The sequence below is a fragment of the Pseudomonas sp. HR96 genome, from assembly GCF_034059295.1.
In the GTDB taxonomy this organism is placed as follows: Bacteria; Pseudomonadota; Gammaproteobacteria; order Pseudomonadales; family Pseudomonadaceae; genus Aquipseudomonas.
This window is the reverse complement of the sequence record NZ_CP139141.1, coordinates 64,151-87,995: the sequence shown is the minus strand read 5'-3', so window position 1 is coordinate 87,995 and position 23,845 is coordinate 64,151. Positions and strand designations below refer to the sequence as shown.

At 64.5% G+C, this 23,845-nt stretch carries 21 protein-coding genes; 9 read left to right on the top strand and 12 right to left on the bottom strand.

Annotated features, from left to right (window positions below):
* Positions 1-65: 65 nt before the first annotated feature.
* The gene (locus tag SFA35_RS00400) at positions 66-815 is read left to right on the top strand and encodes a carbonic anhydrase (RefSeq protein WP_320573991.1); all 750 of its coding nucleotides are present in this window, start codon (positions 66-68) and stop codon (positions 813-815) included.
* A 122-nt stretch (positions 816-937) separates the two neighbouring features.
* Here SFA35_RS00400 and SFA35_RS00395 read toward each other — a convergent pair whose 3' ends face one another.
* On the bottom strand, positions 938-1,576 hold the full coding sequence (locus SFA35_RS00395; protein ID WP_320573989.1) for a hypothetical protein: 639 nt from the start codon (positions 1,574-1,576) through the stop codon (positions 938-940).
* A 200-nt stretch (positions 1,577-1,776) separates the two neighbouring features.
* Here SFA35_RS00395 and SFA35_RS00390 point away from each other — a divergent pair, with 200 nt between their 5' ends.
* A complete protein-coding gene (locus SFA35_RS00390; RefSeq protein ID WP_320573987.1) occupies positions 1,777-2,409 on the top strand; it encodes an SCO family protein in 633 nt (210 codons plus the stop codon).
* Between the two features lie 84 nt (positions 2,410-2,493).
* Here the strand turns inward: SFA35_RS00390 and SFA35_RS00385 are convergent, their stop codons facing one another.
* From SFA35_RS00385 to SFA35_RS00375, 3 genes are read right to left on the bottom strand one after another with little or no spacing between them, the layout of a single operon-like run.
* A complete protein-coding gene (locus tag SFA35_RS00385; RefSeq protein ID WP_320573986.1) occupies positions 2,494-3,267 on the bottom strand; it encodes a MetQ/NlpA family ABC transporter substrate-binding protein in 774 nt (257 codons plus the stop codon).
* 59 nt (positions 3,268-3,326) lie between these two features.
* Complete coding sequence (locus tag SFA35_RS00380; RefSeq protein ID WP_320573983.1) at positions 3,327-3,998, bottom strand: methionine ABC transporter permease; 672 nt, start codon at positions 3,996-3,998, stop codon at positions 3,327-3,329.
* Entirely contained in the window at positions 3,998-5,005 is a 1,008-nt protein-coding gene (locus SFA35_RS00375) for a methionine ABC transporter ATP-binding protein (protein ID WP_320573980.1), read from the bottom strand. The genes SFA35_RS00380 and SFA35_RS00375 overlap by 1 nt, the downstream gene beginning before the upstream one ends.
* A gap of 312 nt (positions 5,006-5,317) precedes the next feature.
* On the opposite strand from SFA35_RS00375, the gene katE reads away from it, so the two are divergent.
* Positions 5,318-7,456 carry a catalase HPII gene (katE, locus tag SFA35_RS00370; protein WP_320573979.1) on the top strand — a complete coding sequence of 713 codons (2,139 nt, stop codon included), beginning with the start codon at positions 5,318-5,320 and terminating at the stop codon, positions 7,454-7,456.
* 51 nt (positions 7,457-7,507) lie between these two features.
* Here the strand turns inward: katE and SFA35_RS00365 are convergent, their stop codons facing one another.
* The 4 genes from SFA35_RS00365 to zur all read right to left on the bottom strand — a co-directional run bounded on the left by SFA35_RS00365 (position 7,508) and on the right by zur (position 10,379).
* Entirely contained in the window at positions 7,508-8,218 is a 711-nt protein-coding gene (locus tag SFA35_RS00365; RefSeq protein ID WP_320573976.1) for a PA5502 family lipoprotein, read from the bottom strand.
* A 106-nt stretch (positions 8,219-8,324) separates the two neighbouring features.
* The gene (gene znuB, locus SFA35_RS00360) at positions 8,325-9,107 is read right to left on the bottom strand and encodes a zinc ABC transporter permease subunit ZnuB (RefSeq protein ID WP_320573974.1); all 783 of its coding nucleotides are present in this window, start codon (positions 9,105-9,107) and stop codon (positions 8,325-8,327) included.
* Positions 9,100-9,897 (bottom strand): zinc ABC transporter ATP-binding protein ZnuC, encoded by a 798-nt coding sequence (znuC, locus tag SFA35_RS00355; RefSeq protein ID WP_320573972.1) that lies wholly within the window; start codon positions 9,895-9,897, stop codon positions 9,100-9,102. Before znuC ends, znuB begins: the two co-directional genes overlap by 8 nt.
* Positions 9,894-10,379, bottom strand: coding sequence for a zinc uptake transcriptional repressor Zur (zur, locus tag SFA35_RS00350; RefSeq protein WP_320573970.1), 486 nt, complete (start codon positions 10,377-10,379; stop codon positions 9,894-9,896). Before zur ends, znuC begins: the two co-directional genes overlap by 4 nt.
* Positions 10,380-10,488: 109 nt before the next feature.
* On the opposite strand from zur, the gene SFA35_RS00345 reads away from it, so the two are divergent.
* The gene (locus SFA35_RS00345) at positions 10,489-11,367 is read left to right on the top strand and encodes a zinc ABC transporter substrate-binding protein (RefSeq protein ID WP_414058570.1); all 879 of its coding nucleotides are present in this window, start codon (positions 10,489-10,491) and stop codon (positions 11,365-11,367) included.
* Between the two features lie 12 nt (positions 11,368-11,379).
* Here the strand turns inward: SFA35_RS00345 and SFA35_RS00340 are convergent, their stop codons facing one another.
* On the bottom strand, positions 11,380-12,330 hold the full coding sequence (locus SFA35_RS00340; protein ID WP_320573966.1) for a homoserine kinase: 951 nt from the start codon (positions 12,328-12,330) through the stop codon (positions 11,380-11,382).
* Positions 12,331-12,538: 208 nt separating this feature from the next.
* Between SFA35_RS00340 and polA the strand changes: the two genes are divergently transcribed.
* Positions 12,539-15,301, top strand: coding sequence for a DNA polymerase I (gene polA, locus SFA35_RS00335; RefSeq protein WP_320573964.1), 2,763 nt, complete (start codon positions 12,539-12,541; stop codon positions 15,299-15,301).
* A gap of 261 nt (positions 15,302-15,562) precedes the next feature.
* Here the strand turns inward: polA and yihA are convergent, their stop codons facing one another.
* Positions 15,563-16,210, bottom strand: a complete 648-nt coding sequence (gene yihA / locus SFA35_RS00330; RefSeq protein WP_320573962.1) for a ribosome biogenesis GTP-binding protein YihA/YsxC — start codon at positions 16,208-16,210, stop codon at positions 15,563-15,565.
* 251 nt (positions 16,211-16,461) lie between these two features.
* Here yihA and SFA35_RS00325 point away from each other — a divergent pair, with 251 nt between their 5' ends.
* From SFA35_RS00325 to SFA35_RS00310, 4 genes are all read left to right on the top strand, one after another.
* Positions 16,462-17,115, top strand: a complete 654-nt coding sequence (locus tag SFA35_RS00325) for a thiol:disulfide interchange protein DsbA/DsbL (protein ID WP_320573960.1) — start codon at positions 16,462-16,464, stop codon at positions 17,113-17,115.
* A gap of 13 nt (positions 17,116-17,128) precedes the next feature.
* On the top strand, positions 17,129-18,004 hold the full coding sequence (locus SFA35_RS00320) for an endonuclease/exonuclease/phosphatase family protein (RefSeq protein WP_320573958.1): 876 nt from the start codon (positions 17,129-17,131) through the stop codon (positions 18,002-18,004).
* On the top strand, positions 18,001-20,055 hold the full coding sequence (locus SFA35_RS00315) for a diguanylate cyclase (protein ID WP_320573955.1): 2,055 nt from the start codon (positions 18,001-18,003) through the stop codon (positions 20,053-20,055). Before SFA35_RS00320 ends, SFA35_RS00315 begins: the two co-directional genes overlap by 4 nt.
* Positions 20,056-20,148: 93 nt before the next feature.
* Positions 20,149-20,925, top strand: coding sequence for an N-acetylmuramoyl-L-alanine amidase (locus tag SFA35_RS00310; protein ID WP_320573953.1), 777 nt, complete (start codon positions 20,149-20,151; stop codon positions 20,923-20,925).
* Between the two features lie 38 nt (positions 20,926-20,963).
* On the opposite strand, the gene SFA35_RS00305 is transcribed toward SFA35_RS00310, so the two are convergent.
* The gene (locus SFA35_RS00305) at positions 20,964-22,103 is read right to left on the bottom strand and encodes an MFS transporter (RefSeq protein WP_320573952.1); all 1,140 of its coding nucleotides are present in this window, start codon (positions 22,101-22,103) and stop codon (positions 20,964-20,966) included.
* Between the two features lie 89 nt (positions 22,104-22,192).
* Positions 22,193-23,686: an aldehyde dehydrogenase gene (locus SFA35_RS00300; protein ID WP_320573951.1), complete on the bottom strand. Its 1,494-nt coding sequence runs from the start codon at positions 23,684-23,686 to the stop codon at positions 22,193-22,195.
* Positions 23,687-23,845: the final 159 nt, after the last annotated feature.

The following is a 23,845-nucleotide window of genomic DNA, read 5'->3' as shown; positions in this document are numbered from 1 at the left end:
CCTTTCAGCTTGAATTAAGTTATCTGGACTAGGTTCATAGTTGTACTTTGACCTGAGGATGACTCATGAGCGACAACAACTCACCGACGCGCAACCCGGCAAGTGCCGAGCAGTCTGGCAGTCTGCCGGAAAACGGACAGTCGAGCGCCGACATCGCCCTCAAGCACATCGTCGACGGCTTCCTACATTTTCGCCACGACGTCTACCCGCAGCAGCAGGAGCTGTTCAAGAAGCTGGCGACCGCGCAAAACCCTCGGGCGATGTTCATCACCTGCGCCGACTCGCGAGTCGCTCCGGAATTGATCACCCAAAGCGCGCCAGGCGACCTGTTTGTCACGCGCAACGTTGGCAACGTGGTACCGCCCTACGGGCAAATGAATGGCGGGGTGTCGACGGCGATCGAATACGCCGTGCTGGCCTTGGGCGTGCAACACATCATCGTCTGCGGGCACTCGGATTGCGGCGCCATGCGCGCGGTACTGAACCCAGACAGCCTGAAGAAAATGCCCACCGTTTCGGCCTGGCTGCGTCATGCCGAAGTGGCCCGCACCGTCGTGCAGGACAACTGCAGTTGCGCCAATGAAGGCGAGAGCATGCAGGTGCTGACCGAAGAAAACGTCATTGCCCAATTGCACCACCTGCGCACACACCCATCAGTGGCCTCGCGCATGGCAAGTGGCCAGCTTTTTATCCATGGCTGGGTTTACAGCATCGAAACCAGTGAGATCAAGGCCTATGACGCTGGGCAGGATCGCTTCGTCCCGCTGGACGGTAACTACCCGACGCCAAGCGCTACGCCCAAAGGACGCTTTTAAGGGGCTGGCTCGGACGATTTGATATCGTATTACGTAGTATGTAATGCCGTACCACACCTGCGGCTCAGCCGCCTCATCGCGCTTCATACCGAGCGCGATGGGGCTGAACCTGGGGTGCCCGTTCACACCGGTGAAGCGATATCCACACCCAGCTGCCGCGACAGGCACGGCCAGCGGCTCCAGGCCGCGCCGGTATTCGGGCTCAGCAACTGCTGGCGGTACGTCTCCACGGATTCCAGGGCAAAGCTGTCTTCGTCGAGCATCTGGTCAACCGAGTGGTGGACGGCCTCATCCAACTGGTTGGCGAATTCCTCGCCGATCAGCTGATGGGCGATGAGGTTGGCCACGGTCATGTCCAGGGGAATCAGTGGCTGGCTGAAATGCTTGATGTAGAGGTCGTTCACCTCTTCCACCAGGCGGTGCGCCAAGTAGGCTTCGTCCAGCAGGCAGTCGAGGCCGACATGATCGGCCAGCATCACCGGCGGCTGGATGAAATACTGTTCGGCAATTTTCAGCACCGGGCGAATCTGCGATTCGATGCCGGCTTCGCGCGCCACCGAATTGGCCGCCTCCAGCAGGTCGGGAACCTGATCGATATAGGCGCCGACGAAGCGAATCAGTGCGCCCTGGGCATCGCTGGGCAGGCTGATACTGGGGTGCAGGTGAGGCAGCTGTTGCCCAAGCTGTTGCTTGAGCTGGTCGGTCTTGGCTTCATGCTCGTGGGCACGTTGGATCTGCTCGCGCAATGCGGCGGTGTTCATGAATTCTCCAGGCTGGGGCGCTGACAAACGGAAGGATGTACGATAGCTGTCTTGACCAGCGGGTTAAGACGGATTGGTAATAATCCCGGTCGACTTATGAACGCCCGCTATATCGAAGTGCCATCATCCTGCAGCCAGCGTAGACCACTTTGGCAATGATGGCTCAATGCCCCGACCGAATGCATGAGTGCACCCCAGCCATGAACCGTACCCAGAAGATTGTCTTCACCCTGGCGGCCATATTGATGGTGGGGGTAGGCGCTTGCCTGTGGCTGCTGTTAAGCAGCCGCAGCCCGGCGCAGACCCCGGCCATGACCGAGGCCGGGGTGCTGCTGATGAAGGAGCCGCGTGGCGTGCCCGCGGTGAGCATGAGCGACCAGGACGGCAGCCAGGTGCGGCTCGACAAGCTCACCGGCCATTGGACCCTGGTGTTCTTCGGCTACACCTTCTGCCCGGATATCTGCCCCACCACCCTCGCCCAGCTGCGCCAGATCGACAGCCGGCTGCCCGCAGCCAGCCGCGCGCGCCTGAAGGTAGTGTTCGTCAGCGTCGATCCACAGCGCGATTCGCCGGGCCAGCTCAAGCAATACCTGGGGTACTTCGACCCGGCGTTCACCGGGCTGGTGGGCACGCCCGAGAGTCTGGAGCAACTGGCCAATGGCCTGAGTATTCCCTATATCGCGCCGGATACCCGCCAGCCCAACTACAGCGTTCAGCACTCGGGCAACATGGCCTTGCTGGGGCCCGACGGCACGCAGCGCGGGCTGATCCGCGCGCCGTTCAATACAGAGAAGGTGCTGGCAGTGCTGCCAGGCCTGCTCAGCGGCAATTGAAAAAGCTCGGGGGCCTGGCTTCCTCCCACGATGCTGGTGGGAGGGAGCCAGGCCCCCGAGCTTTTGCGTTGCAGCGATGACCGATCAGAACGCCGGCACCACCGCGCCCTTGTACTTGTCGGTGATGAACTGGCGGGTTTGCGGGCTGTGCAGCGCCGCGACCAGTTTCTGCATGGCGTCCGAATCCTTGTTGTCCGGGCGGGCCACCAGGATGTTCACATAAGGCGATTCACCGCCTTCGATGATCAGCGCGTCCTTGTTCGGGTCCAGCTTCGCGTCCAGGGCGTAGTTGGTGTTGATCAGCGCCAGGTCGACCTGGGTCAGCACCCGCGGCAGGGTGGCGGCTTCCAGTTCGCGGATTTTCAGGTCCTTGGGGTTCTCGGCGATGTCCTTGACCGTGGAGAGGATGTTGCTGCTGTCCTTGAGCTTGATCAGCCCAGCCTTCTCCAGCAACAGCAGTGCGCGACCGCCGTTGGTGGCGTCGTTGGGGATCACCACGGTGGCGCCCCCTGGCAGCTCGTCAAGCTTCTTGTACTTGCTCGAGTAGGCGCCCAGGGGTTCGAGGTGCACGCCGGCGACAGCTACCAGGTCGGTGCCCTTGTTCTTGTTGAATTCGGTCAGGTACGGCTGGTGCTGGAAGAAGTTGGCATCCAGGCGTTTTTCCGCGACCTGCACGTTGGGCTGCACGTAGTCGGTGAAGACCTTGACCTGAAGGTCGACGCCTTCCTTGGCCAGGGTCGGTTTGACGAACTCGAGGATTTCGGCGTGGGGTACGGCGGTGGCGGCGACGGTCAGCGTGTCGTTGGCCTGGGCGCTGAAGGCGACCACAGCGGCCAGGGCGGCGAAAAGGCGTTTCATTGAATGGGCTCCTGATGAGGGCCCTTGTCGGAGGCGGGCCCTTCGTTGATTAAGAACGCTTACTTGCGCGAAAAGTGCACAACCAATTTGTCACCAATGGTTTGCAGCACCTGCACCAGCACCACCAGGATGATCACCGTGACCACCATGACGTCGGTCTGGAAGCGCTGGTAGCCGAAGCGGATCGACAGGTCGCCCAGCCCCCCTGCCCCGACCACGCCGGCCATGGCCGTGTAGGAGACCAGGGTGATGGAGGTCACGGTGATGGCGGCAATGATGCCCGGCAGGGCTTCGGGCAGCAGCGCGCGGACGATGATCTGCCAGGGCGTCGCGCCCATCGACTGGGTGGCCTCGATGATGCCGCGGTCGACTTCGCGTAGCGCGGTTTCCACCAGGCGGGCAAAGAATGGCGTGGTGCCGATGACCAGCGGCGGGATGGCGCCGGCCACGCCCAGTGAGGTGCCGGTGATCAGCACGGTCACCGGGATCAACACGATCAGCAGAATGATGAAGGGCAGCGAACGCAGCACGTTCACGCACAGGGCCAGCAAGGCGTACAGGCGCTTTTCCTCGAACAGCTGACGCGGCCCGCAGACGAACAGCAGCACCCCCAACGGCAACCCCAGGAGGATGGTGAACAGCAGCGAGGCGCCGAGCATGACACCGGTGTCGAGGCTGGCCTGCCAGATCTCGCTCCAGTCGACATTGGCGAAGTAGTTGAGCAGGTCCATCAGCGCAGTACCTCCATGTGCACGTCGGCTGCGGTGAAGCGGGCAAACGCCGCCTCCATGTCGCCGCCGGTGACCGCCAGGGTCAGTTGGCCATAAGGCGTGTCCTTGATCCGGTCGATACGTCCGGCCAGGATGCTGTAGTCCACGCCGGTCTCGCGGGCCACGGTGCCCAGCAGCGGCGCATAGGTGGCGTCGCCCTGGAAGGTCAGGCGCACGATGCGCCCGGGTACATGGGCGAAGTCGTCGCGCTGGGAGCTTTCGTCGATCTGCTCGTCTTCCTGGACGAAGCGTTTGGTGGTCGGGTGCTCGGGGTGCAGAAACACCTGGGCCACCGGGCCCTGCTCGACGATCACGCCGGCGTCCATCACGGCGACCTGGTCGCACACGCGGCGGATCACATCCATTTCATGGGTGATGAGCACGATGGTCAGCTTCAGCTCGCGGTTGATCTCGGCCAGCAGCTGCAGGACCGAGGCGGTGGTCTGCGGGTCGAGGGCGCTGGTCGCCTCGTCGCACAGCAGCACCTTGGGGTTGGTGGACAGCGCGCGGGCGATGCCCACCCGCTGCTTCTGCCCGCCGGACAACTGTGCCGGGTATTTGCGGGCGTGGTCGGACAGGCCGACGCGTTGCAGCAGTTCGGCCACGCGCCGGTCGATTTCCTTGCGCGACAACTCGCCGGCCAGGCTCAACGGCAGTGCCACGTTGTCGGCCACGGTTTTCGAGGCCAGCAGGTTGAAGTGCTGGAAGATCATCCCGACCTGCTGGCGGAAGCGCCGCAGGTGCTGGGCGTCGAACGCCGTGACGTCTTCGCCGTCGACGATGATGCGCCCGCCGCTGGGGGCTTCCAGGCGATTGATCAGGCGCAGCAAGGTGCTTTTGCCGGCGCCGGAGTGGCCGATCAAACCAAAGACCTGACCGTTTTCGACCTTGAAGGAGGTCGGGTGCAGGGCGGGGATTTCCTTACCGGCAACCCGGTAGGTCTTGTGTACCTGTTGAAACTCGATCACGTAGCGAACCTTGTGGGGCGCAATGAAAAAGGGCTCGGCGTTTGGCCGGGCGCGCATTTTAGCCTGTCGTATTGGAGGCTTTTAGCATTTATTTGGTCACTTGCCTGTGTTTTCGACATAAGGACCGCGAGCGGACCCCACCCGGTGCTGCGACGGCTAGCGCAGTCGCGGTATGTGCGGCGCAAAAAAAAGGAACGGCTGCCACGCAGCACCAGTCACTTGTAGGCATCCGTCGTCCCCGGACCGTGCTCGGGGGATCGCCAAACGAGCCCATATAAACGGGGCAGCCGCACTGAATGAGGAATGATCTCGATGAAGACCAAGCCACCTGCCAACACCCCAAGCCAGGCCGCCGGCACCGACACCCCGGACCGCGCCAACCATAATGCCAAGACCGACAGCCTCGAGCAGTTCCGCTCCGACGCCACTGGCCAGGCCCTGCGCACCAACCAGGGCGTGAAGATCAGCGACAACCAGAACACCTTGAAAGTGGGTGCTCGCGGGCCGTCGCTGCTTGAAGACTTCATCATGCGCGAGAAGATCACGCATTTTGACCACGAGCGCATTCCCGAGCGTATCGTCCATGCCCGCGGCACTGCCGCCCACGGCTATTTCGAAACCTACGAATCGCACGCCGCGCTGACCAAGGCCGGCTTCCTGCAGGACCCGGCGAAGAAAACCCCGGTGTTCGTCCGCTTCTCCACCGTGCAGGGCCCGCGCGGTTCGGGTGACACCGTGCGCGACGTGCGCGGCTTCGCTGTGAAGTTCTACACCGACGAAGGCAACTTCGACCTGGTCGGCAACAACATGCCGGTGTTCTTCATCCAGGACGCGATCAAATTTCCGGACTTCGTGCACGCGGTCAAACCCGAGCCGCATAACGAGATCCCTACCGGCGGCTCCGCCCACGACACCTTCTGGGACTACGTCTCGCTGCAGCCCGAATCGGCGCATATGGTGATCTGGGCGATGTCCGACCGGGCCATCCCGAAAAGCCTGCGCACCATGCAGGGCTTCGGCATCCACACCTTCCGCTTCGTCAATGCCGAAGGCAAAGGCACCTTCGTCAAGTTCCACTGGAAGCCCAAGCAGGGCGTCTGCTCGCTGCTGTGGGACGAGGCGCAGAAGCTCGCGGGCAAGGACACCGACTACCACCGTCGTGACCTCTGGGAATCGATCGAGATGGGCGACTACCCCGAGTGGGAATTCGGCGTGCAGATCGTGCCGGAGGAAGACGAGCACAAGTTCGAGTTCGACATCCTCGACCCGACCAAGATCATCCCCGAGGAGCTGGTGCCCGTCACCCCGCTGGGACGCATGGTGCTCAACCGCAACCCGGACAACTACTTTGCCGAGACCGAGCAGGTCGCCTTCTGCCCTGGCCATATCGTGCCCGGCCTGGACTTCTCCAACGACCCGCTGCTGCAGGGCCGTCTGTTCTCCTACACCGACACGCAGATCAGCCGTCTTGGCGGGCCGAACTTCCACGAGTTGCCGATCAACCGGCCGGTCGCGCCGAACCACAACAACCAGCGTGATGCGGCGCACCGCATGACCATCGCCAAGGGTCGCGCTTCCTACGAGCCCAACTCGATCGATGGTGGCTGGCCCAAGGAAACGCCACCAGGCCCGGTTGATGGCGGCTTCGAGAGCTACCCGGAGCGCATCGAGGCGCACAAGATCCGTCAGCGCAGCGAGTCGTTCAACGACCACTTCTCCCAGGCGCGGCTGTTTTTCCAGAGCATGAGCACTCCGGAGAAGGAACACATCATCGCCGCCTACAGCTTCGAGCTGGGTAAAGTCGACCGCGAATACATCCGTGCCCGTCAGGTCAACGAGATCCTCGCCAACATCGACCTGGAGCTGGCTGCACGCGTGGCCACCAACCTCGGCCTGCCCGTGCCGAAAGCTGGCACTGTGGAAACGCCGTCCATGACGCTCAAGGCTTCGCCAGCGCTGAGCCAGGTCAACCTGCTGTCGGGCGACATCAAGACCCGCAAGATTGCCGTGCTGGTCGCCGATGGCGTCGATGCAGCAGCAGTGGATGCGTTGAAGAAGGCCATCCAGGCCGAAGGCGCGCATGTGAAGGTGCTGGGCCCGACTTCGGCACCGGTGAAGACCGCCGACGGCCAATCGCTGCCCGTGGATGCCTCGGCTGAAGGCATGCCGTCGATTGCGTTCGATGCGGTGTGGGTACCAGGCGGCAAGGCTTCGGTCCAAGCGCTGAGCGGCAACGGCGTGGCGCTGCACTTCCTGCTTGAGGCCTACAAGCACCTCAAGGCGATCGGTGCCAGCAGCGATGCCAAGACCCTGCTTGATACGCTGCATCTGGAGGCGGACGCCGGGCTGATCATTGGCGACGATGCGAAGGCCCACAAGGCCTTTATCGCCGTCATTGCCCAGCATCGGGTGTGGGCTCGTGAGCCGAAGGCCAAGGCCATTCCAGCCTGATGGGTTGGCGGGGCCGGGTTTGCCCGGTCCCGCGCGCCTTGGTCGCAGCTTTTACAGCGGCCGTGGAATCAGTATTACCTGAGTCGGCTGTCCGTGTTCTACACGGCGGCCGATTTTCCATTGCAGGTCAGGCTGGATGCCATCCACTCGCGCTTTCAACAGCTTGGCCAACCGCCGATACTCCCCGGGCTGCGCCACTTGCACGATCACATCGCATTGGTAATTCACCACGTCGGTGGCGATATCGCCCATCTGCGCGCGCAGCTGTGGGCCGCTGGTCATGACCAGTGGAATGTAGGAAACCGACACGCTGGGGTCGAGCACCTTGGCCGGAGGGCGTGACTCGGCGCGCTTGAGGGCCGCTTCGGTCTTGTCCAGTTCGGCCTTGCGCGCCTGGGCGATGGCGCCATTGACACCGCCGGTGAGCGCCGGCGCCTTGGGCATCAAGGCACGGGCGCGGCTCAGGGCCGTGGCGGCGGCGTTGACGTCACCTTTTTGCAGCACCACCTTGCTGCGCTCCAGATAGGCCTCGGCCAGCTGGCGCTGCAAGGGTTCAAGGCGCGGGTCATCTGCCGATTGCGCCTGTAGCGCATTCAGCTGGTCCTCGGCGGTGGCCAGCTCGTTGCTGGCGATGTTCTGCTGCAGCTGCTGCCACGCGTCGGGCGCGGGCGCCGGCGCGGGCTCCACCGGCTTGCTCTGGCATGCGCAGATCAGCACGGAAAACACGGCAAGGAGCAGATAACGGGAGGCGAACGGCTTCATTCCTGCAACTCTCTGTTTGCCCAAAAAACGTGCAAGTCTACACCCGCACGGGCCCCGGGAAAATATCCCTCGCCCAAACAGACCCGACCGGCGCCATATAGTGCGCTCAGCGCCGTGGCAGGGCGAAGCTGAGCAGGAACAGCAAGGCGGCGCAAACCACGATGGAGGGGCCGGCCGGGGTGTCCTTGAACCAGGACAGTGCCAGGCCGCCGCACACGGCGATGACCCCCAGCAGGCTGGCGCCCAGGGCCATCTGCTCCGGCGAGCGGGCGTGGCGCTGGGCCGCAGCGGCAGGGATGATCAGCAGCGAGGTGATCAGCAGCACGCCGACGATCTTCATGGCCACGGCAATGACAATGGCGATCAGCAGCATCAGGGTCATGCGCAGGGTCGCCACCGGCAGCCCCTCGACCCGCGCCAATTCCTCGTGCACGGTGATCGCCAGCAATGGCCGCCACAGGCTCAGTACCAACGCCAGCACCACGGCGCTGCCACCGAGAATCCAGTAGAGGTCGGTCGGGCTGATGGCCAGCAGGTCGCCGAACAGATAGGCCATCAGGTCGATGCGCACGTCGTGCATGAAGCTCAAGGCCACCAACCCTAGCGACAGGGTGCTCGGCGCCAGAATGCCCAGCAAGGTGTCCGAGGCCAGTGGCTGGCGGTTCTGCAGGGTCACCAGGACAATGGCCAGCAGCAGGCAGCCGACGGTGACCGCCAGGGTCGGGCTGACGTTGAGCAGAAAACCCAGCGCCACGCCGAGCAGCGCGGCATGCGACAAGGTGTCGCCAAAGTAGGCCATGCGCCGCCACACCACGAACGAGCCGAGGGGCCCGGCCACTATCGCCAACGCCAGGCCTGCAAGCAGGGCATACAACAGGAAATCAGCCATGCGTGCAGTCGTCTCCGTGGACGTGAGGTGTGTAGGGCTTGAGCCGCGCCGGGGCGTCGGCGACGACCGCGCCATGCAGGTCGTGGGCGTGGTCGTGATGGTGGTGGTACACGGCGAGGTTCGGCGCGTGGCTGCCGAACAACTCGACGAAGGCCGGGTCGCCGCTGACCTGCTCGGGATGCCCGGAACAGCACACGTGGCGGTTCAGGCAGACCACGTTGTCGGTGGTGCTCATCACCAGGTGCAGGTCGTGGGAGACCATCAGCACGCCGCAGCCGTGACGGTCGCGCAGCCGTGTGATCAGCCCGTACAGCTCGGCCTGGCCGGCCACGTCGACGCCCTGTACCGGCTCGTCGAGCACCAGCAGTTGCGGCTCGCGCAGCAGCGCACGGGCCAGCAGCACGCGTTGCATCTCGCCGCCGGAGATCATCTGCACCGGGCTGTCGATCACCTGTTCGGCACCGACTTCAGCCAGGGCCGCCAGCGCCCGCGAGCGATCGACCCCGGGTACCAGACGCAGAAAGCGCAGCACTGAGAGCGGCAGGGTCGGGTCGACGTGCAGCTTCTGCGGCATGTAGCCGATGCGCAGCTTCGGCTGGCGCCAGACGCTGCCGCTGTCGGGTTGCAACAGGCCGAGCACGGCGCGCACCAGGGTGGTCTTGCCGGCGCCGTTGGGGCCGATCAGGGTGACGATCTCGCCTGGGCGTACGCTCAGCTGGATGTCGCTGAGAATGTTCTGCCCGGCCAGCGTGACATTGACCCGCTCCAGGCGAATCAGCGCGTCGCTCATGCCGTGCTCCGGCAGTTGGCGCACAGGCCGACGATTTCCACGGTCTGCGCCTCGACGCTGAAGCCGACCTGTTGAGCGCCCTCGACGATGGCGCTGCTGATGGCCTTGTCTTCCAGCTCGACCGCCACATGGCAGTTGCGGCAGATCAGGAACTGGCCCTGGTGGGCATGCTCCGGGCGGTTGCAGCCCATGAAGGCGTTGAGTGAGGCGATCCGGTGGACCAGGCCGTTTTCCAGGAGGAAATCCAGCGCCCGGTACACGGTCGGCGGCGCCGCGCGGCGGCCGTCTTCCTCGCTCAGCACGGCTAGGATGTCATAGGCACCCAGCGGCTTATGGCTCTGCCACACCAGCTCCAGCACGCGGCGGCGCAGTGCGGTCAGGCGCAGCCCCTGGCGCGCGCAGATCACATCGGCCTCGGACAGGGCGCTGTGCACGCAGTGGGAGTGGTCGTGAGGACGGCTGGCCAGTGGCGTAAGAGTCATGAGCGGAGACGGCTTCCTTTGGAGACGTTATTATATTACCTGTTTCCAACCCATCAGAGTGGTCGCCGTGACTCGTCTTTCAGCCCTTTCGGTCGGTTTTTTGCTCAGCATGGCCGCAGCCCTGCCTGCCCAGGCCCAAGTCACGGTGCTCACCAGCATCAAGCCGTTGCAGCTGATAGCGGCTGCCGTCGAGGACGGTGTGGGCACTGCCGATGTGTTGCTGCCACCGGGCGCTTCGCCGCATAACTACGCGCTGCGGCCGTCCGATGTGCGCAAGGTCGGCGAAGTCGACCTGCTGTACTGGATCGGTCCGGACATGGAAGGATTCCTGCCGCGGGTGTTGAAAACCCGCAGCAAGACCACCGTGGCGGTGCAGGACTTGCCTGGCCTCAAGCTGCGACGTTTTGCCCAGGACAGCCAGTCGCATGCGGATGATGCGGACGAGCACGACCACGATCACCGCCCAGGTTCGCTGGATGCGCACTTGTGGCTGTCGACGTTCAATGCGCGGGTGATCGCCGCGCGCATGGCCGCCGACCTTGCTGCGGCCGACCCGGCCAACGCGGCGCGCTACCAGAGCAACGCCAAGGCCTTCGGCGACCGCCTCGATGGCGTCGACAGCCGCATACAGGCGCGCGTCGATGCGATCAAGGGCAAGCCGTATTTCGTCTTCCACGAGGCTTTCGATTATTTCGAGGACGCCTACGGGCTCAAGCACACCGGCGTGTTCAGTGTCGCCGCCGAAGTCCAGCCGGGTGCCCAGCACGTCGCGGCCATGCGCGCGCGCCTGCAGGAAGCAGGCAAGACCTGCGTGTTCAGCGAACCACCGATGCGCCCACGCCTGGCCGAGACCTTGACTGCCGGCCTGCCGGTGAAACTGGCCGAGCTGGATGCCTTGGGCGGCTACAACGAAGCCACCTCGACCGGTTATGAGCTGCTCATCGAGAAGCTGGGCAATGATCTGGCGGGCTGCCTGGAGTCGCTGTAACCCATCCTGACCTTACAGCGCAAATGGCAGAGCCACATTCACCGCCTGGCGCCGCGCCAGCCTCTCTTCGAACTGCGCCGGGTCGTGGATCAGCACGTCCATCCCGGCGAATGCCTGGGCCGCGATCAGCCGCGAGACCCAGAACCTGACGCACGCCACGCGCAGCATCACCGGCCACAGCTCGGCCTCGGCGGCAGTGAACGGCCGGAAGGTCGCGTAGGCGCCCAGCAGCGCCCGCGCCCGGGGTGCATCCAGCGCGCCGTCGGCGCTGCTGCACCAGTCGTTCACGGTGATTGCCAGGTCATACAGCATCGGCCCCGAGCAGGCATTGTAGAAATCGATGACGCCGGTCAGGTGCGTGCCTTCGAACAGCACATTGTCGCGAAACAGATCGCCATGCAGGTTGGCCCGCGGCAGCGCGAGGATGCGCGCCTTGTGCTGCTCGATCTCGGCCAGCGCGGCCGTCAGCAATGCGTTGGCGCTGGTGCTCAACTGCGCGCCGACCTTGCGCCCTTCTTCCAGCATCCAGTCCAGGCCGCGGTCGGTCCTGCGCTCGAGGATCTGCTCGCGGGTGGCGGTGTGGATGTGCCCGAGCAGGTCGCCGACCTGGGCGCAGTGCTGGCTGTTGGGCTGGCTGATGTGCTTGCCGGCCAGCCGCGGTTGCAACAGCGCCGGCTTGCCGGCCAGCTCGCGCAGGGCCTGGCCGTCGGTGGTCGGCAGCGCATAGGGCACCGGCAGGTTGGCCTGGTGCAGCACTTCGAGCAGCTCGACGAAGAACGGCAGGTCCTGCACCGGGCCGCGCTCCACCAGGGTCAGCACGTACTCGCCGTGCTCCAGGCTGACGAAGAAATTGCTGTTCTCGGTGCCAGCGGCAATCCCCTGGAAATCACGCAGACGGCCCAGGCCATAGGGCGCGATGAAGGTTTCAAGCTGCGGCCGGGTCAGCGGAGTAAACACAGACATGTTCGAAGAGTGCCCATACTGGCGCCGCCGTCGGCGGAGCCCGGTTGAAGAAAAATGTGGGAAAGCCATCTTCCAGGGGCAAATTTCCCACTGCGCCAGTCGCGATCATCGGGACAGCGATTGCCTGATCGCATGATAACCTTGTCCCTTTGTCGTCAATGATCCGGCCATTCTACCGCCGGGCCCAGCGAAAAGGTTGATTCTGCACATGAGCCACGCACCCCTCGTTCTGGTGGACGGTTCGTCCTATCTGTACCGGGCGTTCCACGCCCTGCCGCCGTTGGCCAACTCCAAGGGCATGCCCACCGGTGCGGTGAAGGGCGTGCTGAACATGCTCAAGAGCCTGCGCCGGCAGTACCCCGACAGCCCGTTCGCGGTAGTCTTCGACGCCAAGGGCGGGACCTTTCGCGACGAGCTGTTCGCCGAGTACAAGGCCAACCGCCCGAGCATGCCCGACGACCTGCGCGTGCAGATCGAGCCGCTGCATGCCGCCGTCAGGGCCCTCGGCTACCCGTTGCTGTGCGTCGACAACGTCGAGGCCGACGACGTCATCGGCACCCTGGCGCGCAGCAGTGCCGCTGCCGACCGTCCGGTGGTGATTTCCACCGGCGACAAGGACATGGCGCAGCTGGTCGATGGCCACATCACCCTGGTCAACACCATGACCGGCAGCGTGCTGGACATCGCCGGGGTGAAGGAAAAGTTCGGTGTCGGCCCAGAGCACATCATCGACTACCTGGCATTGATGGGCGACAAGGTCGACAACATCCCCGGCGTGCCGGGCGTGGGTGAAAAAACCGCCGTGGGCCTTCTGGTGGGCATCGGCGGCGGCCTCGCCGAACTCTACGCCAACCTCGACAAGGTGGCTGCCCTGCCGATTCGTGGCGCGAAGAACCTGGCGGCCAAGCTCGAGGAGCACCGCGCAGCGGCGTTCATGTCCTACGAACTGGCCACCATCAAGATCGACGTGCCGCTGGACGTGCAGGTCGACCAGCTGATGTGCGCCGAGCCGGATCACCAGGCGCTGCTCGAGCTCTACACTGATCTGGAATTTCGCAGCTGGGTCGACGATGTTCAGCGCGAGGCCAAGCGTGAAGGCGAGGTCATCGCCGAGGTCGAGCCGATCGTCGAGGTGCCCGTCAACTACGAAACCGTGCTCGATCAGGCGCGTTTCGACGTCTGGCTGGAGAAGCTGCGCCAGGCCGACCTGTTCGCCTTCGACACCGAGACCACCGGCCTGGACGCCCAACGCGCGCAACTGGTCGGCCTGTCCTTCGCTGTAGCGGCCCACGAGGCCTGCTATATCCCGCTGACCCACTCCTATATGGGCGTGCCGGAGCAGTTGGACCGCGACCAGGTGCTGCTGGCGCTCAAGCCGCTGCTGGAAGATCCGCTGAAAGCGAAGATTGGCCAGAACGCCAAATACGACATCAACATCCTCGCCAATTGCGCCATCGGCGGTGACCCGGACAACGCCATCCGCGTGCAGGGCGTGAAGTTCGACACCATGCTCGAGTCCTACGTGCTGGACTCCACTGCCACCCGCCACGACATGGACAGCCTGGCCTACAAGTATCTGAACCACACCACGGTGAAGTTCGAGGACATCGCCGGCAAGGGCGCCAAGCAGCTGACCTTCGACCAGATCTCCCTGGAGCAGGCCGGTCCTTACGCCGCCGAGGATGCCGACGTGACGCTGCGCCTGCATCAGCTGTTCCAGGGCAAGCTGGCGGCGATCCCGACACTCGACTCGGTGCTCGACGGCATCGAAATGCCACTGGTGCCGGTGCTGGCAAAGATCGAACGCCAGGGCGCGCTGGTGGATGCCAAGCTGCTCGGTATACAGAGCGTCGAGCTGGGCGAGAAGATGGTCGCCCTCGAGCGCGAGGCTTTCGAAATCGCCGGCGAGGAGTTCAACCTCGGCTCACCCAAACAGCTGGGGGTGATCCTCTACGAGAAGCTCGGCCTGCCGATCATCAGCAAGACCGCCAAAGGCCAGGCCTCCACCGCCGAAGCGGTGTTGGCCGAGCTGGCCGAACAGGACTACCCGCTGCCCAAGGTGCTCATGCAGTATCGCTCCATGAGCAAGCTCAAAAGCACCTACACCGACCGCCTGCCGGAGCAGATCAACCCGCGCACCGGGCGCATCCATACGTCCTATCATCAGGCGGTGACAGCCACCGGCCGGCTGTCCTCCAGCGACCCGAACCTGCAGAACATCCCGATCCGCACCGCCGAGGGCCGGCGCATTCGCCAGGCCTTTGTCGCGCCGCCGGGCTACAAGCTGCTGGCGGCGGACTATTCGCAGATCGAGCTGCGCATCATGGCCCACCTGGCCCAGGACGAGGGCCTGCTGCATGCCTTCCGCAATGACCTGGACGTGCACCGCGCCACCGCCGCCGAGGTCTTTGGCGTCGAACTGGAGGCCGTGACCACCGACCAGCGCCGTAGCGCCAAGGCGATCAACTTCGGCTTGATCTACGGCATGAGTGCGTTCGGGCTGGCCAAACAGCTGGGGGTCGACCGCAAGCAGTCCCAGGACTACATTGACCGCTACTTCACTCGCTACCCCGGGGTGCTCGACTACATGGAGCGCACCCGCGCCCAGGCCGCCGAGCAGGGCTTCGTCGAAACCCTGTTCGGCCGGCGCCTGTACGTGCCGGACATCAACGCGAAGAACCCGGCGCTGCGCAAGGGCGCCGAGCGCACGGCGATCAATGCGCCGATGCAGGGCACCGCAGCGGACATCATCAAGCGCGCCATGGTCGCGGTCGACGGCTGGCTTGGCCTCTCCTCGCTGGACGCGCGGGTCATCCTTCAGGTCCACGACGAACTGGTGCTGGAAGTGCGCGAAGAGCTGGTCGAGCAGGTTAGCGCGCAGATCCGCCCGCACATGAGCGGGGCGGCGCAGCTGGACGTGCCATTGCTGGTCGAGGTGGGTGTGGGCAACAACTGGGACGAAGCGCATTGAGGATGTTGGGGGCGGGGAACGCCACGCCCCCAACATCCAGTTACATAAACAACCCTGAGGCTGACATGAAACGTCAGTTCGATCAGGAACTTAACCCCTGAAAACCGACTCTGATGTCACGAATGGCTGAGCAAGCCGTTCGATGCTCCTATGTTGTGTTAAGTGTTGGCAGATATCCGAACCCCCGCCCCTGGTGGTTCGGAACTTGAGCCCCAGACTTCCCCTCCCCACATGAAGTCCGGGGTTTTTTTTGCCTGGCGTCTACTCGCCCTGCGCCGCTGCCTCGACTTTATCCGGCAGGTCCATCCAGCGGGCCAGCACTGCATAGGCGTCTTCCAGGCCCATGCGCTTGGGCGCGGAAAACAGCTGGATGGAAACGGCATCGCCCCAGCCCTTGCGGATCTCGGCCTGGACCTTGAGCAGGGTGTTCTTGGCCGCGCCATAGGTCAGTTTGTCGGCCTTGGTCAGCAGAATGTGCATCGGCATGTGGCTGGCGATCGACCAGTCGAGCATCAGCACGTCGAAGTCGGTCATCGGATGGCGAATGTCCATCATCAGGATCAACCCCTTGAGACTCTCCCGGCTGCCCAGATAGGCCTCCAGGTGGCGCTGCCAGTGCAGCTTGAGCGGGATCGGCACCTTGGCGTAGCCGTAACCAGGCAAGTCGACCAGGCGGCGTTGGTCGTCCAGGGCGAAGAAGTTGAGCAACTGGGTGCGCCCCGGGGTTTTCGAGGTGCGCGCCAGGCTGGCGTGGGTCAGGGTGTTCAGCGCGCTCGACTTGCCGGCGTTGGAACGCCCGGCGAAGGCCACTTCAAAGCCTTCGTCGTCCGGGCATTGCTCGACCTTGGCGGCGCTGAGCGAAAAGGTAGCCTGCTGGCACAGACCAAGAATCGGGTTTTTGACTTGCATGGGATATCCGGTAGGGGCGCGACTGCCGTGGCGTCGTAAAAGGCCAAGTATATGATGCCCTGCCGCATGTGTGTGGCTGACCGCTTGCCGGACATGTCCTGCAACGTGAAATTTGCCCGCTGGCCCCGAATTGCCACCGCCGGTCAGCGCAATTTTAACGCCACTGCCGTTACACTAGCGAACTCAACCTTGGCTGCCGAGTCCCATCGTGGTTCGCGCCAAGGCGATCCCTATCTGCTCAGGAGTAAAGCATGCGTAATCTGATTCTCAGCGCCGCTCTGGTTGCCGCCAGTGTGTTCGGGATGACAGCCCAGGCTGCCGACGTGCCCCTGGAGGCTGGCAAGACCTACACTGAGATCACGCCTGCAGTGCCGGTCTCCGAGCCAGGCAAGATCGAAGTGGTGGAGATGTTCTGGTATGGCTGCCCGCACTGCTACGCCTTCGAGCCGGTGATCAACCCATGGGTCGCCAAACTGCCGGCCGACGTCAACTTCAAGCGCATTCCGGCCATGTTCGGCGGCATCTGGGACGTTCACGGGCAGATGTTCGAAACCCTCGAAGTCATGGGCGTGGAGAAGCAGGTACACACCGCCGTGTTCGACGCCATCCACAAACAGCACAAAATGTTCAAGACTCCCGAGGAGCTGGCCGATTACCTAAGTGACAAGGGTGTCGACAAGGCCGAGTTCCTTGCAACCTACAACTCTTTCGCGGTGACTGGCAAAGTGGCCCACGACAAGCAGTTGGCTCAAAAATACGGCATCCAGGGCGTTCCAACCCTGATCGTCAACGGCAAATACCGCTTTGACGTCGGCTCCGCCGGTGGCGAGGAACAGGCACTCAACGTTGCCGATCAATTGATCGCCAAGGAGCGCGCCGCCAACAAAGGGGGCGCCGCTCAGTAAACGGAGCAAGGGCATGCAGCGCTGGAGATCGCAACGAGTCGTCGGCCTGCACGACCCGCAGGTCAACGAGACTTGCCAGGCGGGCGGGCTCGCCCATGAAGGGCGGCTGCGCCTGCTCAGCTTCAACATCCAGGTCGGCAACAGCACCGAAAGCTACCGCCATTACCTGACCCGCAGCTGGCAGCACCTGCTGCCGCACCTGGGGCGCGCCGGCAACCTGCAGAAGATCGGCCGGCTGCTGCAGGACTTCGACCTGGTGGCCCTGCAGGAGGTCGACGGCGGCAGCCATCGCTCCGGCTACGTCAATCAGGTCGAGCACCTGGCCCACCTCGGCGGTTTCCCGTTCTGGTACCAGCAGCTCAACCGCAACCTGGGGCGTCTCGCCCAGCACAGCAACGGTGTGCTCAGCCGCCTGCGGCCTACCTCCATCGAAGATCACCCGCTGCCCGGCCCTCCTGGGCGCGGGGCGATCCTGGTGCGCTTCGGCGAGGGTGACAACGCCCTGGCGGTGGTGATGATGCATCTGGCCCTGGGCACCAAGACACGCAATTTGCAGTTGGCCTACATTCGCCAGCTGATCGGCGGTTATCGCCATCAGATTCTCATGGGCGACATGAACACCCATGCCAACGACCTGCTGCTGTCCTCGCCGCTGCGCGACCTCGGGCTGCTGGCGCCACAGGTCGAGGCGACGTTTCCCAGCTGGCGCCCGCAGCGCTGCCTCGATCACATTCTGCTCAGCCCCAGCCTGACCCTGGAGCGGGTCCAGGTACTGGCTCAGCCGATTTCCGATCACCTGCCGGTGGCGGTGGAAATCCGCCTGCCTGATGCGCTTGTTGCCGATACGCTGCCGGTGCCCAGCCCCATACCGACCGGACCCCTGGCATGAGCGAAGAAGCCGAGCGCTGGAAAGAGAAGTACCTGAAAAGCCTCGAACAGCAGGAAAAACTCGAACGGCGCTTCAACGCGCGGGTCGACTTGCTACGCCGTGGCCTGGTGCGCAGCACGCTGGCGGCCGAAGGCAATGATCGTGCGGTCGACCAGTGCATGAAGGAAATGCGCGAGGTGGTGCGCACCGACGAGATGGACGCCAAGCTGTCGGCATTGCTGCCGCGCCTGGAGAAGGCCGTGCTCGACTCCGAGCAGCGCCGCGAAACCCGGGGCAGCCAGATCGGCTCCGCGCTCAATGCCCTGGTTGCGCAGTTGCAAGGCCTGGCACTGCCGCGCGAGGTGCGCGGACCGCTGAAGAAGTTCGCCAAACAAGTCGAGGAGCGGGCTGCCCAGTCCCGGGAAATCCCGCTGCTGCTCACCGAGCTCAGTGCCTTGCAGAGTCAGGCCCTGACCCTGGTCGAAAAGCCGGCACAGGCTGCCAGGCCGGGGCTGCTGCAGCGGCTGTTCGGTGGCCCTGACGAACAGCCGGCAGCAGCGCCGCCCGCCGACGCCGCCATTGTTGCGACCGCTGGAGCGGCAGACGAATTCGACGAGAGCGAGGCGGCGCCCGGTCCGATAGCGCCCGAGCCATCACAACCCCAGCCCGCAGAGGCCAGGCCGGAACCGGTCCAGACGCTGCACGTCGCGCCCGTGCCTGATGAAACGCCCGTCGCCAGTGCGCAACCGCTGGACGAGCCGGCGCCGCCGGCACCTGAACACACTTCAGCCCCAGCCCCAGCCCCAGCCCCCCAGCCGGCCGAGGCTGCCGAGCCGATCGCCACCGCACTTGTAGAGCCCCCTGCCCTCGCGCCTGCCGAGCCGGTCGCGGCGGCGCGGCCCGCTGCGCCGGTCTATCTCGACAGCCTGCCGCTGCCGCCGGTGATGGCTGAGGCAATCGCCGCCATCGACCCGGAAGATGCCGAGCACGATGTGCTCTACGCCCTGCCCGAGTCGCCCGAGCCCTCCTACAGCTCGGTCGCCAGCCACATCGAAGACACCCTGTTGGGGCTGCTCGACAACCTCAGCCTGCCTGAGCGCCATCAGCCCCAGGCCGACTCGATGCGCCTGCGCCTGGAGCACGGGCTGAACTGGTACGAACTGCTGCCGATTCTGGACGACCTGGCCGTGCTGACCCTGGCCATCAACGACAGCGGCCAGCACGAGTTCGAAAGCTACCTGCAGCAGCTCAACGAGCGGCTGGACGCTTTTCAGGGCAACCTGCAAGCTGCCAGCGAAGGCCACGCCGACAACCGCAGCGCTGCCCGAGAGCTGGACACACAGCTGCGCGAACAAGTCGGCGGCCTGCAGAGCAGCGTGGCCGGTGCCGCCGACGTCGACAGCCTCAAGGCCGTATTGGAGCACCGCCTCGAGGGCCTGCTCGGTACCATGGACGCCCACCAGCAACAGCGTGACCAGCGCGAGCAGGAGATCGCCGCGCGGTTGCAGAGTCTGTCCGAGCGTGTGGTCAGCATGGAGCGCGAGGCGCAGGACTACCGCGTGCACCTCGAAGAACAGCGGCAGAAGGCCCTCATCGACCCGCTCACCGGCCTGCCCAATCGCGCCGCCTGGTCGGAGCGTCTGGAGCACGAGATCGCCAGCCAAGCCAGCCATGATCGCGGCCTGCTGGTGGGCATCCTCGACCTCGACCATTTCAAATCGATCAACGACAACTACGGCCACCTGGCCGGCGACAAAGTGCTGAAGATCATCGCCACGCAGCTGCGCAAGCGCCTGCGCCCGGAAGATTTCATTGCCCGTTTCGGTGGCGAGGAATTCGTCCTGCTGATGCCCGCCACCCAGTGGACGGAGGGCGCCGCGCTGCTTGAAGGCCTGCGCGTGGCAGTGGCAGCTTGCCCATTTCATTTCAAGGGGCAACGGGTGACGATCACCGTTTCCATGGGCGTCACTGCGTTCAAGGTCGGGGAAAACAGTGATCTGGTGCTCAAACGCGCCGATCAGGCGTTGTACCGCGCCAAGGATAACGGCCGCAATCGCATCGAGGCCGGGTGATCAGCACCGTCGTCATGGCGGCGCATGCCTGTGCGGGGCGGCGCTTGATGTTACAATGTTGCATTCCTGCCCGCCGCGCCGAGCTGTTCGTCCATGAGAGTTATCGTTTCCCTGCTGCTGTCCTTGATGCTGGCTGGCTGTGCCACCGGGTTGAAAATCAATCACGAGCATCCTTCGGTCAACCAGGACAGCCGCGCGCAGTACATCATCCTGCACTACACCTCGGCCTCCGAGGCCCGCTCGCTGGCGTTGCTGACCCACGGTGAGGTCAGCTCGCACTACCTGATCGGCGACCAGCGTGCCACCGTCTACCAGCTGGTGGATGAAAACCAGCGTGCCTGGCACGCCGGCGAGAGCCAGTGGCAAGGGCGCACCTGGCTCAATTCAAGTTCCATCGGCATAGAAATCGTCAACCCGGGCTACCGCGACACGCCGGCCGGGCGAGTCTGGTACCCCTACTCCGAGGCGCAGATCCAGGCGCTGATCGCCTTGGTGGCGGACATTGCCAAGCGTCATCACATCCCGCCGCGCAACATCATCGGCCACAGCGACATCGCCCCCCTGCGCAAGCTCGATCCCGGGCCCTTGTTTCCCTGGAAGCGCCTGGCCGATGCCGGCCTGGGCATCTGGCCAGCGCCGGCCGCCGTGGCGCAGCAGAAAGCGCGCTTTGACGTCAATCCGCCGAGCATCGGCTGGTATCAGCAGCAGCTGGCGCGCCTGGGCTACAACGTGCCGCAGAGCGGTGTGCTGGACCTGACCACCCAACGCGTGCTCGGCGCCTTCCAGATGCATTTCCGCGCTCGCCTGTACGATGGCCAGCCGGACGCCGAAAGCGCGGCGATTCTGCAGGTCCTCAACAACATGCCGTGAGTGGGCGGATATGACACAGGTGCTCAGGCCGGTGCCGCTCAAGACAGCGCCGGCACCAGCTCCCCACGGCGCCTTGCCAGCAACACCAGGCCCAGTGCCCCGGCGGCCATGAACAGTGGCAGCGCGTGGCCGGTCAGCCATTGGCTCCCGGCCCCCGCCGCCAGCGGCCCGATCAGGCAGCCCACGCCCCACAGCTGCGCCACGTGGGCGTTGGCGCGCACCAGCGCGTCATCACGGTAGCGCTCGCCGATCAGCACCAGCGACAGGGTGAACAGCCCCCCGGCACTGGCACCGAACACCACCCACAGCGGCCAGATCAGCGGCGTGTCGATCAACAGCGGTACGGCCAGGCTGGAAAGCAACAGCAGCACGGCGCAGCCACTGAACAGGGTACGCCGCGACATGCGGTCGGCCAGCGCGCCGATCGGCAGTTGCAGCAGGGCATCGCCCACCACCACCGCGCTGACCATGTACAGCGCCACCGAGGCACTGTAGCCCTGGTTGACGCAGTAGATCGGCAGCAGCGTGAGGATCATCGCCTCGAACGCGGCGAACAGGGCGATGGCCCATGCAATCACCGGCAGGCCGCGGCAGAAGCCCGCCAGGTCGCTCAGCGATACATGCGCCGATTGCGTGCGCGGCGCACCGCTGCGGCCCAGCAGCAACAAGGGTGAAAGCACCAGCAGGCCGGCGCCTGCCCAGAAGCCGTAGTCGCTGTCGGTGCCCAGCGCGCCCAGCAGCAACGGGCCGGCCAGCTGGCTCAGGGCGTAGGTACTGCCATACAGGGCCACCAGCCGACCGCGCCAGCGTTCGATCAGCAACTGGTTGATCCAGCTTTCGCCGAGGATGAAGACGATGGTCAGCACGCTGCCGATCAGCAGCCTGAGCAGCAGCCACAGCGCATAGCTAGGCAGCAGCGCCAGCAGGCCGATCGACAGCGCGCCGGCCCAGAGGCACAGGCGCATCAACGCCGCGCTGCCGAAAAACGCGGCCAGTCGGCTCGACAGCCCGGCGCCGCACAACACGCCGATGGCCGGCATCGCCGCCATCACGCCAATGGCGAACGGGCCGTAGCCCCAGGCTTCGAGCCGCAACGACACCAGCGGCATGCTCACGCCCAGCGCCAGGCCGACACTCAATACGGCACTGAGCACGGCGAAATAGGTACCCCAACGCATTAACAGACTCCTGCTGCCAAGACGAAACAGCCGGGCTTTCCATGGGAAAGCCCGGCTGCATGACACCACGTGTGACCGGGTGGTGAAGCTTAGAGTTTGATCCAGGTCGCTTTGAGCTCGGTGTACTTGTCGAAAGCGTGCAGCGACTTGTCGCGGCCGTTGCCCGACTGCTTGAAGCCACCGAACGGCGCGGTCATGTCGCCGCCGTCGTACTGGTTGACCCACACGCTGCCGGCGCGCAGCGCCTTGGCGGTCAGGTGCGCCTTGGAGATGTCGGCGGTCCATACTGCTGCCGCCAGGCCATAGGGGGTGTCGTTGGCGATGCGGATGGCTTCTTCGGCGCTGTCGAAGGTGATCACCGACAGTACTGGGCCGAAGATCTCCTCCTGGGCGATGCGCATGGCGTTGTCGACGCCGTCGAAGATGGTCGGTTCGACGTAGGTGCCGCCGGTCTCCTCGAGGATGCGCTTGCCGCCGGTCACCAGGTTGGCGCCGCCGTCATGGCCAGCCTTGATGTAGGACAGCACGGTATTCATCTGTTGGGTGTCCACCAGGGCGCCCACGGTGGTGTCGGGGTCCAGCGGGTTGCCAGGTTTCCAGCCCTTGAGGGCCTCGACTACCAGCGGCAAAAATTTGTCCTTGATCGAGCGCTCCACCAGCAGGCGCGAACCGGCAGTGCACACCTCGCCCTGGTTGAAGGCGATGGCGCTGGCCGCCGACTCGGCGGCGGCCTGCAGGTCGGCAGCGTCGGCGAAGACGATGTTCGGGCTCTTGCCGCCGGCTTCCAGCCAGACGCGCTTCATGTTCGACTCGCCCGCATAGATCATCAGCTGCTTGGCGATCTTGCTCGAGCCGGTGAACACCACGGTGTCGATGTCCATGTGCAGGGCCAGGGCCTTGCCCACGGTGTGGCCGTAGCCCGGCAGGACGTTGAGCACGCCTTTGGGAATGCCGGCTTCGATGGCCAGCTGAGCCACGCGGATGGCGGTCAGCGGGGATTTTTCCGATGGCTTGAGAATCACGCTGTTGCCGGTGGAGAGTGCCGGGCCGAGCTTCCAGCAGGCCATCATCAACGGGAAGTTCCACGGCACGATGGCGCCGACCACGCCCACCGCTTCACGCGTCACCAGGCCCAGCTGGTCGTGCGGGGTGGCGGCGACCTCGTCGTAGATCTTGTCGATCGCCTCGCCACTCCAGCGCAGGGCGTTGGCGGCACCGGGCACGTCGATATTCAGCGAGTCGCTGATCGGCTTGCCCATGTCCAGGGTCTCCAGCAGGGCCAGCTCTTCGGCGTTGTCCATCAGCAGGTCGGCGAAGCGAATCATCACCGCCTTGCGCTTGGCCGGCGCCAGGCGCGACCAGGCACCGGCTTCGAAGGCGGCACGGGCACTGACCACGGCGCGCTGGGCGTCCTCGGCGTCACAGCTGGCCACATTGGCCAGGTGGCGGCCGTCCACCGGGCTGATACATTCGAAGGTGGCACCGGATACAGCGGCGGTGTACTCGCCGTCGATGAAAGCGCGGCCTTCCACTTTCAGTTGCTGGGCACGTTGGTCCCAGTCGGCACGGGTCAGGTTGCTCATCGCGAATCTCCAGTGAGGTGTTTGGCGCCGCGGTTCAGGCAGCGCGAACGAAAAGGCTGTGGTCGAACGAGCTCGACGCATCCGGCAACCCTAAACCAGGTGCCGGCAGGTTTCAAATATATTTGACAGTAAGCGGCATTCGGTCGTGATATGTGTGTT